Genomic DNA, 12,577 nt, shown 5'->3' with positions numbered 1-12,577 from the left:
CCTCACGCCCGGTTCTCCCCAGGTGCCGCGAAGGCGCCTCCCGGTGGCCCTGCGCACCCTCTAGCGTCGGAAGCCCGCCGAGAGGAGTAACTCATGTCCGTCTTCACCGTCGACACCGATGCCGTGCAGGCCGCCCATGGCGCTGCACGAGGAACCATGGAGCGTCTGCAGGGCGAATCCACGGCCCTGATGGCGCAGCTGACGCAGCTGCAGGCGTCCTGGACCGGTTCCGCGTCGAACGCGTTCCAGCAGTGCAGCGAGCAGTGGCGCGGCGCACAGCTGCACCTCGAGCAGGTGCTCGCTTCGATCAGCACCGCTCTGGCGTCGGCCGCATCGCAGTACGCGGAGGCCGATCAGTACTCGGCCAGCCTGTTCCGCTGAGCGACCGAACGCAGAGCTGCTCGTCGCGACCTGTTCCGCGGACCCGGGCGGAACGCAGAACACCCCCTGCCGAGGCAGGGGGTGTTCTGTCGGGAGCCTCAGGCTCTCGGACGCGACTGGATCAGAAGTCCATGCCGCCCGACGGGTCGGCGGGAGCCGCAGCAGCCTTCTCGGGCTTGTCGGCCACGACCGCCTCAGTGGTGAGGAACAGGCCGGCGATCGACGCGGCGTTCTGCAGCGCCGAGCGGGTGACCTTGGCCGGGTCGATGATGCCCTGTGCGAACATGTCGCCGTACTCACCGGTCGCGGCGTTCAGGCCCTGGCCGGAGGGGAGCTCGGACACCTTGTTCGCGACCACACCCGGCTCGAGGCCGGCGTTGAGGGCGATCTGCTTCAGCGGGGCCTCGATGGCGACGCGCACGATGTTCGCGCCCGTGGCCTCGTCGCCCGACAGCTCGAGAGCAGCGAGAGCCTTTGCACCCGACTGGATCAGGGCCACGCCACCACCGGCGACGATGCCCTCCTCGACGGCCGCCTTCGCGTTGCGCACGGCGTCCTCGATGCGGTGCTTGCGCTCCTTGAGCTCGACCTCGGTGGCCGCACCCGCCTTGATGACGGCGACGCCGCCTGCGAGCTTGGCGAGGCGCTCCTGCAGCTTCTCGCGGTCGTAGTCGCTGTCGGTGTTCTCGATCTCGCGGCGGATCTGGGTCACACGACCCTCGATCTGCGAGGCCTCACCGGCACCCTCGACGATCGTGGTCTCGTCCTTGGTGACGATGACCTTGCGAGCGCGGCCGAGCAGGTCGAGAGTGGTGTTCTCGAGCTTGAGGCCGACCTCCTCGGTGATGACCTGGCCACCCGTGAGGATCGCGATGTCCTGCAGCTGGGCCTTGCGGCGGTCGCCGAAGCCGGGGGCCTTGACGGCGACCGACTTGAAGATGCCGCGGATCTTGTTCAGCACCAGGGTCGCGAGAGCTTCGCCCTCGACGTCCTCGGCGATGATGACGAGCTCCTTGCCGTCCTGGATCACCTTGTCGACGACCGGCAGCAGGTCCTTGATGTTGCCGATCTTCTGGTTGGCGATGAGGATGTACGGGTCCTCGAAGACCGCCTCCTGGCGCTCCGGGTCCGTCACGAAGTACGGGTTCAGGTAGCCCTTGTCGAAGCGCATCCCCTCGGTGAGCTCGAGCTCGGTGCCGAAGGTCTGCGACTCCTCGACGGTGACGACGCCCTCCTTGCCGACCTTGTCGATCGCCTCGGCGATGAGCGCGCCGATCTCGTTGTCGGCGGCGGAGATCGAAGCGGTCGCCGCGATCTGCTCCTTCGACTCGATCTCCTTGGCGCTGTTCAGCAGCTCCTCGGTGATCGCGGCGACGGCCTTCTCGATGCCGCGCTTGAGCGAGATGGGGTCGGCGCCCGCTGCGACGTTGCGCAGACCCTCGCGGACCAGTGCCTGTGCGAGGACGGTCGCGGTGGTCGTGCCGTCACCGGCGACGTCGTCGGTCTTCTTCGCGACCTCCTTGACGAGCTCCGCGCCGATCTTCTCGTACGGGTCGTCGAGCTCGATCTCCTTGGCGATCGACACACCGTCGTTCGTGATGGTGGGAGCGCCCCACTTCTTCTCGAGCACGACGTTGCGACCGCGCGGGCCGAGGGTCACCTTGACGGCGTCGGCCAGGATGTTCAGGCCGCGCTCGAGGCCACGACGGGCCTCCTCATCGAAAGCGATGATCTTTGCCATGAGTCTTTCGTCCCTCCCGGACGTAGGCGTTGGATTTAGCACTCAGGGTGATCGAGTGCTAAGACCAGTCTGGCACTCGACCCATGAGAGTGCAAGCCGCCGGGGTCAGCCTTCCGGCGTCTCCTCCGTGCCGGGTGTCGCGCCGCCGTCCGACACGCGGTCGAGCCCGATCACCACAGTGAGCTGCTTGCGGTCGGAGTCGTTGAGCGTCGCGTAGAAATCGCTCTGCTCGACGTCGGCCCCGCCGATCACCTCGGCCACGCCCAGCGCTGCGGCCTCGTCGGCCTCGTCGACGTAGAACACCGTGGTCTCGGCGAACTCCTGACTGGAACCGTCGCTGCCGAACACGTCCTCGGCGGCCCAGCCCTCACCCAGGAGAGCCTGACGCGTCGACTCCACGAGGCCCTCGGATGGCGTGGCGTTGAGGATCAGCACGCGATATGAGGTGTCGACCTGGGCGACGACTCCCGGCGGCGGCGCCGACTCCTCGGCGGCGGGGAAGAGCGAGATGCGTCCCATCATGACGAGCGCGATGAAGATGCCGACGACGATCAGCACCAGCGCGACCGCCGCCGACCAGAGCAGCACGACCAGCCCGTTCATTCCCGGCTGCTCGGCGCGGTGCGCGCCGACGCGACCGGTGGCGTGGGGGACGTCGTCGAATCGGTCATGGGGGTGTTTGGACACCCCTCGATGCTAGCCGGACGAATCCGGGATCCCGCTCAGAGGGCCCCGGCTGAGGACTCAGCCGACGAAACCCCGCATCCGTGACACCCGCTGCGCCGCGCGCGCATCGGCCAGTCGACGCAGCCTGCGCACCAGCAGGGGGTCGAACTCGAGTGCCTGCTCGGTCTCGATCAGGCGACCGAGCAGCTGGTAGTACCGGGCGGGGCTCATACCCAGCTGCGTTCGGATGGTCTCCTCCTTCATGCCGCCGTGCCGCGGCCAGGCGGCCTCCAGCGTCAGGATCGCGCGGTCGCGATCGGTGAGGTCTCCGAGCATGCGCCCAGGCTACGTGCGATCGGGCGCCGATCCGGCGCGCCACTCCCACCATCTCCCCAACGGATCGGCCGAAGCCCGCACCCTCCCGTCCAGAGCCACGGCGAAGCCGTCCCAAGAAGAACGATCGAGCGCCGGCAGCCAGGCATCGTGCACGCCGGGCGGATCGATCGTGAGCCAGCGGGCGTCGAGGGCGCTGATGAGGTCGATGAGCTTCATCCGCTCGGCCCGCGGCAGGTACACCAGCATGCCGGGCGTCGTCACGACGAGCGTGGCATCGCCGGGCGCGGATGCCGCGACGTCGTTCAGACGCGCGGCGGCGTCGCCCGCGACGAGCAGCGGCGGGTCTGCGGCGACGATCTCGAGAGCAGCGCCAATCCGCTCGGCCCTCTCGGTCTCACCCGGCCACGTGAGCGCCCCCAGCCACGCCCTGTCGGCATGGTCGGTCGCGTCGAGCGGTGCGAGATCGATTCCCGCACGCCACGTCACCTCCGGCATCCGCAGGGGTGGAAGCGCGCCTCGGACCGCGCTGACCAGGCGCACAGGGGAAGGTCCGCTTTCGGGATCGAGCCTGGCGCGCTCTCGCCCGTCGCCGTCGACGAACCGGTACGAGTAGCGGTCCGGGTACAGGCAGAGCCCCGCCGCGGCGCCCAGCTCGAGCAGCGCGATGGGCCCCTGGATCTCGCTCAGGACGGGCAGCAGCGGGGCCAGGCGAAGCGGCTCGTTCGTCTGCACCGTGCGGCGTGCGCACGCGGCGACGAGGTCGTCCGCCCGAGAAAGCACGAACTCCCGCCAGCCGCGGAACCCTCCCAGCGGCGCACCCAGCATCCGCGACACCGCGAACACCAGCGGCGGCTGCCGGTGCTGCTCATCGAGCCGGGCCAGCACCGACATCACCTCGTCGTCCGTGGCGACTCCGAGGGCCCACTCCGCGTACATGGGGCTGCGGCCAGGCGTCTCCTCTGCGGCGAAGCGCTCGTACCTCGCCCGTACAGCATCCGTCATCCGTCCATTCTGGCCGCCCCGATCCGCCTGGGACGCGAGAGAATGGAGGCATGACTTACAGCGTGAACAAGACTGAGGCCGAGTGGCAGGCCGAGCTCGGCGACGACCAGTACGCGGTGCTGCGCCAGGCGGCGACCGAGCGCGCCTGGACGGGCGAGCTGCTCGATGAGAAGCGCGACGGGCTGTACCGCTGCGGCGCCTGCGGCGCGGAGCTCTTCAAGAGCGGCACGAAGTTCGACTCCGGATGCGGATGGCCGAGCTTCTACGAGTCGGTGCGTCCGGAAGCCGTCGAGCTCATCGAGGACCGCAGCCTGGGGATGGTGCGCACGGAGGTGCGGTGCGCGAACTGCGGTTCCCACCTCGGCCATGTCTTCCCCGACGGCTTCGGCACGCCGACCGGAGACCGCTACTGCATGAACTCCCTCGCGCTGACCTTCACCCCTGACGAGTCGTGAGCGCGATCGACGCGGTCCTCGCCCGGACCTCATGGTCGAAGGTCACCGAGGACGCGCCGACGCACGACGAGCTCCTGCCGCTGATCGCGGCCGCGGGAAGAATCGCCGACCACTCGTCGCTGCGCCCCTGGCGTCTGATCGAACTGCGCGGCGACGACCGGCTGGTGCTCGGCAAGGCCATCGCCAAGGCCCAGAAGGACAAGAAGCCGTCGACCAAGCCGCTGCGCGCCACCCTGCTCATCGCAGTGGTCGCGTCGTACCGCAAGAGCGATAAGGTGCCGCACTGGGAGCAGGAGGCGGTCGCGTCCGGGGTCGCGCACATGCTCAGCCTGCTGCTGGACGAGGCGGGCTGGGGCGTCATCTGGCGAACCGGCGGCTATACCCGTTCGAAGCATGTGGCGAAGGCGCACGGCCTGAAGAAGGACGAGGAGCTTCTCGGCTGGCTCTACGTCGGCGGCAAGCCCGCGGGCAAGCTGCCGGGGCGGCGCAAGCCGGTCGACGCCGAGGCGATGATCAGCCGGATGCCGCAGAAGCCGCGGCGCTGATCAGCGCCGGCGGCGGGGAAGCGCCACCACGACGGAGGCGAACGCGACGACCACCATCGCGATGAGCTGCCACACTGCCGGCCGTCCGGCGGTCGGCCAGGCCAGGTCGATGGCGATCGACGTGCTCAGCTGCCCCAGCACGCTCCCGAGGCCCATCAGCAGCACGCCCGTGTGTGCGACGAGGAACGCACCGAGCAGGATGTAGAAGAACCCGAGCAGTCCGCCGATGTAGAGCCAGGGCTCCGCGGGGAGAACGCCGGGCATTCCGCGGAGCGCCACGCTCACGCACGCCGCGACGAACAGCACGGCCGTGCCGGCGATGAAGCTCATCAGCGTCGCGGCGATCGGTGAGGCGACGCGTTTCGCGAGACGCCCGTTGGCGCCTGCCTGCCAGGCGATGCCCGCGCCTGCCAGGAACGGCAGCAGCAGAAGCGGCAACGGCGCTGAGGAGAGGACGTCGCCGCTGAGGGAGATGCCGACGGCGGCCAGCGCGAGTGCGCCGCCGAGGATGCGCCCAGGGGTGACGGCGACCACACCCGCGGGACCGAACCCCGCACGATCGAGAAGCAGGCCGTGCAGCGTCTGGCCGGCGACCACGCCGACGGTGAAGAGCGAGACGCCGAGCACGCCGGCGACGAGCCCCTGAGTGGAGACGGTCAGTGCACCGCAGGTGCCGCCGAGCAGCATCCAGAACGGAATGGTGCGGGTGCGGATCCCGGTGAAGAGCCGGCCGGCCGCCCTGCGGGTCGACGGAATCGTCGGGATGACGACTGCGAGGACGAGGAGCCCGACGGCGAACGAGACGAGGCCGGCGACGATCCCGTCGTCGAGGCGCACGCCCAGCACGCCGTTGATGCGAGCCTGGACGGCGGTCATCGCGCCGATGGCGACAGCACCGCACAGGGCTGTCCAGGTCGGCAGAGGGCGGGCTGCGGTCACTGGTGTCACCATACCGGAATCGCGTGCGCCGTCCTGCGGTTCCCCCGCACTGAGGCCCACGATGTCAGCGGTCGTGACTACCCTGTGATCATGTGCGCGAGCTACGGGCTGGATCCCCGTTTCACGGATGCCGAGCTGATCGATGCGGCTGACGACGCGATGCTGGAGGGCCTTCGCTCGTGGGCGCAGGAGAACGCCGGCGAGACGCTGCGTCCCACCGGCAGGAACCTGCGCAATCTGAACCCGATCGTGCGGTTCGAATCCGAGCCGGTGCTGGAGCAGGCGTGGTGGGGCTTCCTCGTGAACGGCCAGCCGGCGCGCTTCCCGTCGATCAACACGCGCTCCGAGCGGCTGCGAGAGCAGCCGGGCAAGATGCGCGGTCGCGCGATCGTGCCGACGACCGGCTGGTACGAGATGCAGAAGCCGAGCCGGATCTGGCACGAGTTCGGCGTCGGCCACGGAGTGGCGTTCGGCATGGCCGCCGTGACTCAGCGCGGACGCACGCCGGACGGAGAGTGGACGACGTGCTACTCGATCATCATGCGCCCGGCTCCCGAGCACCTGGTGGGGCTGCACGACCGTGTGCCGCTGCTGATCCCCCCGGCATTCGCCGCTGAGTGGCTCACAGCGGAGCCGTCCCAGGATCTGATGGAGGAGGCGCTGATCGCGGCCGGCGGGATGGACGAGCGCGTCTCGGCGGTGCCCCGCCCCGATGACAAGGGCGACGGGATGCTCTTCTGAACCGATCGCTTGTCAGCGTCTCCCACCACTGCCACACTGGCCGTGATCCCCGTCAATGAAGACACAGGAGAAGTGATGCACGAACAAGCCCCCCGGTTCCCTCTCACTCGACGCAACCTGCTCGCCGCCGCGCCCCTCGTGGCTGCGCTGCCTCTGCTCGCCGGCCAGCCGGCGTTCGCGGCCGGCAGCTTCCCGGAACCCGGGCCCTTCCCGCCCCGGGCCGCCCTGCTCACCTACGACGACGTCGTCAAAGCGCTGGGCGACATCGAGCGCACGTCTCGCGGGGCGGTGGCCGTGCACACCCTCGCCGGCCTCGGCATCACGCCGGGCGTGAGCGAGGCCGGTCGAGACCTGTACGTCGCCACTGTCGGCACCGGCCCCATCAAGGTGTGGCTGCAGGGCCGCATCCACGGCAATGAGCCCTACGGCCCCGACGCACTCCTCGCCGTGCTGCGCTCGGCCGGAACCAGTGGCTCCCCGCTGTGGAAGGCCGTGCGCGACAAGCTCACGCTGCACGTCATCCCGATGTACAACCCGGACGGCTCCGAACTGTACATCCGGCACACCGTCCTGCAGGACGGCAGCGAACGGCGCATCGACCTGAACCGCGACTGGTCGCCGACCGGATTCGCGGCGAAGGAGTCCCTGGCCTGGTACACGTACTGGACGCAGGTGAAGCCGGACGTCGGTCTCGACATCCACCACCAGGGACTCAAGTACGACGAATCCGATGAGCCGATCACGATGTCGCTGGGCATCTCGCTGGCACCGAGCGGTCCGACCCTCCCCGGCATCCGCGGCGGCGAGTACGACATCGCCACTCGGCGCCTGCAAGGCCACGTGTACAACGAGCTCAAGCAGTACGGGTACGTGAACATGGATCGCTACAGCGTGGGCGGTCCGCGGGAGATCGACATCAAGGGCGGGGTGTCCTCGGCGGTGATGCTCGGGCTGGACTACAACGGCCTGAATCCCACTGGGCACAGCCACCCCATGGTGTTCTTCGAGACCTACGGCGGCTCCATCGGCCAGAAGAGCCGGGGCAAGGCCATCAAGCAGAACGTCCTCGGCGTCGAGGCGCTGCTCGAGGGGCTCGCGACAGGCGATATCTGGAACACCGACCCGATGATCTGGCACGGCATCCCGCACCAGGACTACATCGGCTACCTCACGGACACGGGTACGATCGACGGCTGGCCGACCCAGGGGCCGGTCGGCTGATCAGCCGAAACCGGAAGAGCTCCTCGACCAGGTGGTCGGGGAGCTCTTCCGCTTGGAGCCGACTGCGGGATTCGAACCCGCGACCGCCTGTTTACAAGACAGGTGCTCTACCAGCTGAGCTAAGTCGGCGAACCGTCACAAGCATAGCGACGGTGGAGCGGAGCTGACGACCGACCGGTTCAGGAAGCGGGGGTCTCGGTGGGAGTCGGCGTCGGCGTGGGTTCGGTCTCGCCGTAGTACTCGTCGCTCGCCGTGGTCAGCACGAACTGCGAGAACTCCGCAGGATCGTCCATGGCGCCGACGTACGCCTGGCCGCCGACGACCACGAGCGCCTCGCCGTTGAGCTTCAGGTCCTCGGAGCCGGGCAGCGGACCTTCCAGAGCCCGCGTGGTGGCGTCCTTCGCCCAGGAGACGAAGTCCTGCTTCTCGATGCAGGAGCGCACCTTCTTCGCGTTCTCGACGCCGACCGCGACCGCCAGGTCTGCGAGCTGCACGTCGGTGCGGCCGTCGCTGTCGAGCTTGGGCTGGTCGGTGAGCAGCTCGTGGTTGAAGTCGTAGAACTGGCCGGGCGAGTGCGTCGCGACGCACGCGGCGGCGGATGCTGCGCGCAGCGAGTACTTGGTGCCGTTCGAGCTGGCGGTCAACAGCGCGACGGGGTGGTAGGTCACCGTGACAGCACCCTCCTTGATCCAGCCGGCGAGCTGGCGGGCGTTCGCGCGCTCGAACTCCGCCGCGCCGGTGGAGAGGTAGTCGACGTAGATGTGGATCTCGGTCGGCTGCACGGCCTCTGCCGTCGGTGTCGCCTCCGGGCTGGCGGAGGCGCCGGCCTCGGAGGGGGTCGGGGTCGGCGTCGCCGGCACCTCGGTCGAGCCGGGCTGCAACGTCACGTCGCTGACGGTCACGCCGTCCCCGTCCATACCGGACGGGCTGAGCGTCGGCTTGGAGATGGACGAGCCCACCGCGAACGCGACGGCCGTACCGATGGATGCGACGGCGATGATGGCGACGAGCCCGATGATGATACGCCGCATGATGCGCGCCCTCGACTGCTGGGCGTGCACCTGCTGAGCCTTCTCCCGCACCGCGTCACGCGTGTTGCGAGCGGCGGGGATGTTCGGCGTGTGGTCGCTCGACATCGTTCCTCTTGAAGATCGGGTGGGGTGGGGGACCCCCGGGGCCGCGGGTGGCGCGGCAACCCTTCAATGTTAACGAGGCAGTCTGGGAATACCCAGTAGACCCGGAGCATGCCATACTGATCTCGACCCGACGAGGGGTCACGGCGGGGCGACCTGCCGCTTCCATCACAACGGATCGTCCGGCACGTACCTGCCGGTGAAGGAGAAACGCAATGGCATCTGTGACCTTTGACGAAGCCACCCGGCTCTACCCCGGCGGCACCCGTCCCGCAGTCGACAAGCTCAACCTCGAAGTGGGAGACGGCGAATTCCTCGTCCTGGTCGGCCCCTCCGGTTGCGGTAAGTCCACCTCGCTTCGCATGCTCGCCGGCCTCGAAGAGGTCAACGCCGGCCGCATCCTGATCGGTGACCGCGACGTCACCGACGTGCCGCCGAAGGATCGCGACATCGCAATGGTCTTCCAGAACTACGCGCTGTACCCGCACATGACCGTCGCCGAGAACATGGGCTTCGCGCTCAAGATCGCCGGCATCGGCAAGGAGGAGCGCGCCGCCCGAGTGCTCGAGGCAGCCAAGCTGCTCGACCTCGAGCAGTACCTGAACCGCAAGCCGAAGGCGCTCTCCGGTGGTCAGCGTCAGCGCGTCGCGATGGGCCGCGCGATCGTGCGCCAGCCGCAGGTGTTCCTCATGGACGAGCCGCTGTCGAACCTGGACGCGAAGCTGCGCGTGCAGACCCGCACCCAGATCGCCTCGCTGCAGCGCCGCCTCGGCGTCACCACCGTCTACGTCACGCACGACCAGACCGAGGCCCTCACCATGGGTGACCGCATCGCTGTGCTGAAGGACGGCATCCTGCAGCAGGTCGGCTCGCCGCGCGACCTCTATGAGAAGCCGAACAACGTGTTCGTCGCCGGCTTCATCGGCTCGCCGGCGATGAACCTGTTCGCCGCGGACCTCGCCGACGGCGGCGTGCGCTTCGGCAGCGAGGTCGTGCCGCTCGATCGCGATGTGACCGGCCGTGCCACCGGCAGCCAGGTCACCGTCGGCGTCCGCCCTGAGGACATCACGGTCGGCCCCGCTGACGGCAAGGGCCTCTCGGTCGTCGTAGACCTCGTCGAGGAGCTCGGCGCGGACGGCTACCTCTACGGCCACACCGAGATCAACGGCAAGCGCGCCGACATCGTCGCTCGCGTCGACGGCCGGAGCCACCCGAACGCGGGCGAGACCGTCACCCTGGCCGCCAACCCCGGTCACGTGCACGCCTTCGACATCGAGTCGGGCGAGCGCCTCAACGACAAGCCGGTCGTCTCGGCCTGACGAATCCACCACACGCGGCGCGGGCGGACCTCTCGGTTCACCCGCGCCGCGGCGTTTCCGGAGGAAGCATGCAGGAGTCGCTGCGCATCACGGCCAGCAGCGTGGACCCCGGGCTGCTGTCGCTGCCCTGGTCGACGCCGCTGGGAAAGTGGCCTTCCGAGCACATCGTGTCGCTGCCCAAGGGACTCTCCCGCCATCTGGTGCGCTTCGCCGACCTGTCGGGTCGAGTCGTCGCGGTCAAGGAGACGACCGCCGAGATGGCACAGCGCGAGTACGACATGCTCGGGAATCTCGGCCGCCTCGACGTTCCCTGCGTGAGCCGTGTCGCCGTGATCGCCGGGAGGACGGATGCCGACGGAAAGCCGCTGCCCGCCGCACTGGTCACCTCGCACCTGCGCTTCTCGATGCCGTACCGCGCCCTCTTCACCCAGGTGCTGCGCCCCGATACCGCCACGCGCCTCGTGGACGCGCTCGCGCTGCTGCTGGTGAGGCTGCACAACGTCGGCTTCTACTGGGGCGATGTGTCGCTGTCGAACACGCTGTTCCGTCGCGACGCCGGCGCCTTCGCGGCCTACCTGGTCGACGCCGAGACCGGCGAGCTGCACGAGGAGGGGCTCACCGACGGGCAGCGCGCCTACGACCTCGACCTCGCGCGCACCAACATCGCCGGGGAGATCATGGACCTCGCCGCCGGCGGGCGACTGGAGCGCGGCGTGGATGCCCTCCAGATCGCCGACGGGATCGTCTCGTCGTACCACTCACTCTGGACGGCTCTCACCGACGAGGAATCGTTCTCGGCCGTCGAGACCTGGCGCATCACCGAGCGCGTCGAGAAGCTGAACGCGCTCGGCTTCGATATCGACGAGATGTCGATGGTCACCACACCGGACGGCACGTCGGTGCGCATCCAGCCCAAGGTGGTGGACGCCGGCCACCACCAGCGCCGGCTCATCAGGCTCACCGGTCTGGACGTCGAGGAGAACCAGGCTCGGCGGCTGCTGAACGACCTCGACGAGTTCCGGGTGCGTTCGAACAAGCAGTGGACGGACGAAGAGATGTACGCGCACGAGTGGCTCACTCGCGTGTTCGAGCCGGTGGTGCGCGCCATCCCGTACGACTTGCGTGCCAAGCTCGAGCCTGCGGAGGTCTACCACCAGGTGCTGGAGCACCGCTGGTATCTGTCACAGGCCGAGGGCCGCTCGGTCCCCATCGCGGAAGTGCTCACCGGCTACATCAATGACGTGCTGCGCCATCGTCGCGACGAGGCGACGATCATGGGCCCGCCCACCGAGACGATGGGCCTGCCCGTCGTCACGGGCGCGATCGACGTCTCCGACGACACCGGCGACATCGACTGGCGCGACTTGGTCTAGGGGCTGGGGCCACCTCGCGCAGAGGGGCCCCCGCCCCCGAGTCGGCGTCAGGGTCAGTACCCGACGGTGAAGCGACCGCGGTGGTGCTTGGGCGATTCGATCTCGTCGACCACGGCGATCGCGAAATCCGCACCGGAGATCGTCGAGTTGCCGTCCGCGTCGCGCACCAGCACGTCGCCGCCGTCCCGGTAGGTCCCGGTGCGCTCTCCCTCGGCCCACGGGCCGAACACCTCGGCGGGGTGGATGAAGAACCAGTCCAGACCCTCATCGGTGCTCTGCAGCAGCTCCAGGGAGTCGATGCCGACCTGAGCCTCGTGCTTGTACTCCTCAGGGAAGCCCTGGTCGAACAGACGGGGCCCGCCGGGTGCGACCAGGCTTCCGCCGGCACCGCCGACGACTCCGAGCCGCGTTGCGGTTCCGGTCAGCTTCGCGATGAGTCCTCGCAGTGCGTCGAGCACGATGTGCTCCATGTCGCCACGGGGAGCGAGCGACGAGACGACGGCGTCCGCTCCGTCGAAGACGTCACCGAGTGCATCGAGATCGAGCGCCGAGCCCTGCACGTACCGGACGCCTTCGATCGCGGCATCCGGCACGGAGCGGGAAATGGAGACCACATCATGTCCTCGGTTCACCGCCTCGCGGGCGATGTGCGATCCGGCGTAGCCGGTTCCTCCGATGACGACGATGCGGGCCATATGCTTTCCTTCCGATTGCGCTGACGCAGG

14 protein-coding genes and 1 tRNA gene are annotated in these 12,577 nt (G+C 68.8%); 7 read left to right on the top strand and 8 right to left on the bottom strand.

Annotation, left to right across the window (positions count from 1 at the left end; translation table 11 throughout):
* The first annotated feature begins 93 nt into the window (after nt 1-93).
* A complete protein-coding gene (locus RIN43_RS14065; RefSeq protein ID WP_309129553.1) occupies nt 94-381 on the top strand; it encodes a WXG100 family type VII secretion target in 288 nt (95 codons plus the stop codon).
* Nucleotides 382-502: 121 nt separating this feature from the next.
* On the opposite strand, the gene groL is transcribed toward RIN43_RS14065, so the two are convergent.
* The 4 genes from groL to RIN43_RS14045 form a co-directional block, all read right to left on the bottom strand.
* Complete coding sequence (gene groL / locus RIN43_RS14060; RefSeq protein WP_309129552.1) at nt 503-2,122, bottom strand: chaperonin GroEL; 1,620 nt, start codon at nt 2,120-2,122, stop codon at nt 503-505.
* A gap of 105 nt (nt 2,123-2,227) precedes the next feature.
* Nucleotides 2,228-2,809 (bottom strand): LytR C-terminal domain-containing protein, encoded by a 582-nt coding sequence (locus RIN43_RS14055; protein ID WP_309129551.1) that lies wholly within the window; start codon nt 2,807-2,809, stop codon nt 2,228-2,230.
* 57 nt (nt 2,810-2,866) lie between these two features.
* The gene (locus RIN43_RS14050) at nt 2,867-3,124 is read right to left on the bottom strand and encodes a DUF3263 domain-containing protein (protein ID WP_309129550.1); all 258 of its coding nucleotides are present in this window, start codon (nt 3,122-3,124) and stop codon (nt 2,867-2,869) included.
* Nucleotides 3,125-3,133: 9 nt separating this feature from the next.
* Nucleotides 3,134-4,126 (bottom strand): DUF2332 domain-containing protein, encoded by a 993-nt coding sequence (locus RIN43_RS14045; RefSeq protein ID WP_309129549.1) that lies wholly within the window; start codon nt 4,124-4,126, stop codon nt 3,134-3,136.
* A 50-nt stretch (nt 4,127-4,176) separates the two neighbouring features.
* Between RIN43_RS14045 and msrB the strand changes: the two genes are divergently transcribed.
* On the top strand, nt 4,177-4,581 hold the full coding sequence (gene msrB / locus RIN43_RS14040) for a peptide-methionine (R)-S-oxide reductase MsrB (protein ID WP_309129548.1): 405 nt from the start codon (nt 4,177-4,179) through the stop codon (nt 4,579-4,581).
* Nucleotides 4,578-5,126 (top strand): nitroreductase family protein, encoded by a 549-nt coding sequence (locus RIN43_RS14035; RefSeq protein ID WP_309129547.1) that lies wholly within the window; start codon nt 4,578-4,580, stop codon nt 5,124-5,126. The genes msrB and RIN43_RS14035 overlap by 4 nt, the downstream gene beginning before the upstream one ends.
* Here RIN43_RS14035 and RIN43_RS14030 read toward each other — a convergent pair whose 3' ends face one another.
* Nucleotides 5,127-6,077 carry a DMT family transporter gene (locus RIN43_RS14030; protein WP_375163752.1) on the bottom strand — a complete coding sequence of 317 codons (951 nt, stop codon included), beginning with the start codon at nt 6,075-6,077 and terminating at the stop codon, nt 5,127-5,129. It abuts the gene before it with no gap.
* 78 nt (nt 6,078-6,155) lie between these two features.
* Here RIN43_RS14030 and RIN43_RS14025 point away from each other — a divergent pair, with 78 nt between their 5' ends.
* Nucleotides 6,156-6,806: an SOS response-associated peptidase family protein gene (locus tag RIN43_RS14025; RefSeq protein ID WP_309129545.1), complete on the top strand. Its 651-nt coding sequence runs from the start codon at nt 6,156-6,158 to the stop codon at nt 6,804-6,806.
* Nucleotides 6,807-6,881: 75 nt separating this feature from the next.
* Nucleotides 6,882-8,027, top strand: coding sequence for a M14 family zinc carboxypeptidase (locus RIN43_RS14020; protein ID WP_309129544.1), 1,146 nt, complete (start codon nt 6,882-6,884; stop codon nt 8,025-8,027).
* Nucleotides 8,028-8,080: 53 nt separating this feature from the next.
* On the opposite strand, the gene RIN43_RS14015 is transcribed toward RIN43_RS14020, so the two are convergent.
* Together RIN43_RS14015 and RIN43_RS14010 are read right to left on the bottom strand one after the other, a co-directional pair.
* Nucleotides 8,081-8,156 (bottom strand) — tRNA-Thr (locus RIN43_RS14015).
* A 50-nt stretch (nt 8,157-8,206) separates the two neighbouring features.
* Nucleotides 8,207-9,163: a thioredoxin domain-containing protein gene (locus RIN43_RS14010; protein WP_309129543.1), complete on the bottom strand. Its 957-nt coding sequence runs from the start codon at nt 9,161-9,163 to the stop codon at nt 8,207-8,209.
* Between the two features lie 212 nt (nt 9,164-9,375).
* Here RIN43_RS14010 and RIN43_RS14005 point away from each other — a divergent pair, with 212 nt between their 5' ends.
* Together RIN43_RS14005 and RIN43_RS14000 are read left to right on the top strand one after the other, a co-directional pair.
* Nucleotides 9,376-10,479: a sn-glycerol-3-phosphate ABC transporter ATP-binding protein UgpC gene (locus RIN43_RS14005; protein ID WP_309129542.1), complete on the top strand. Its 1,104-nt coding sequence runs from the start codon at nt 9,376-9,378 to the stop codon at nt 10,477-10,479.
* Between the two features lie 68 nt (nt 10,480-10,547).
* Nucleotides 10,548-11,852: a DUF4032 domain-containing protein gene (locus tag RIN43_RS14000; RefSeq protein ID WP_309129541.1), complete on the top strand. Its 1,305-nt coding sequence runs from the start codon at nt 10,548-10,550 to the stop codon at nt 11,850-11,852.
* Nucleotides 11,853-11,905: 53 nt separating this feature from the next.
* Here RIN43_RS14000 and RIN43_RS13995 read toward each other — a convergent pair whose 3' ends face one another.
* Nucleotides 11,906-12,547: an NAD(P)H-binding protein gene (locus tag RIN43_RS13995; protein ID WP_309129540.1), complete on the bottom strand. Its 642-nt coding sequence runs from the start codon at nt 12,545-12,547 to the stop codon at nt 11,906-11,908.
* Nucleotides 12,548-12,577: the final 30 nt, after the last annotated feature.

Source organism: Microbacterium sp. (assembly GCF_031178445.1).
In the GTDB taxonomy this organism is placed as follows: domain Bacteria; phylum Actinomycetota; class Actinomycetes; order Actinomycetales; family Microbacteriaceae; genus Microbacterium.
The sequence above is the reverse complement of the archived record's forward strand: the minus strand, read 5'-3'. Positions and strand labels throughout refer to the sequence as shown.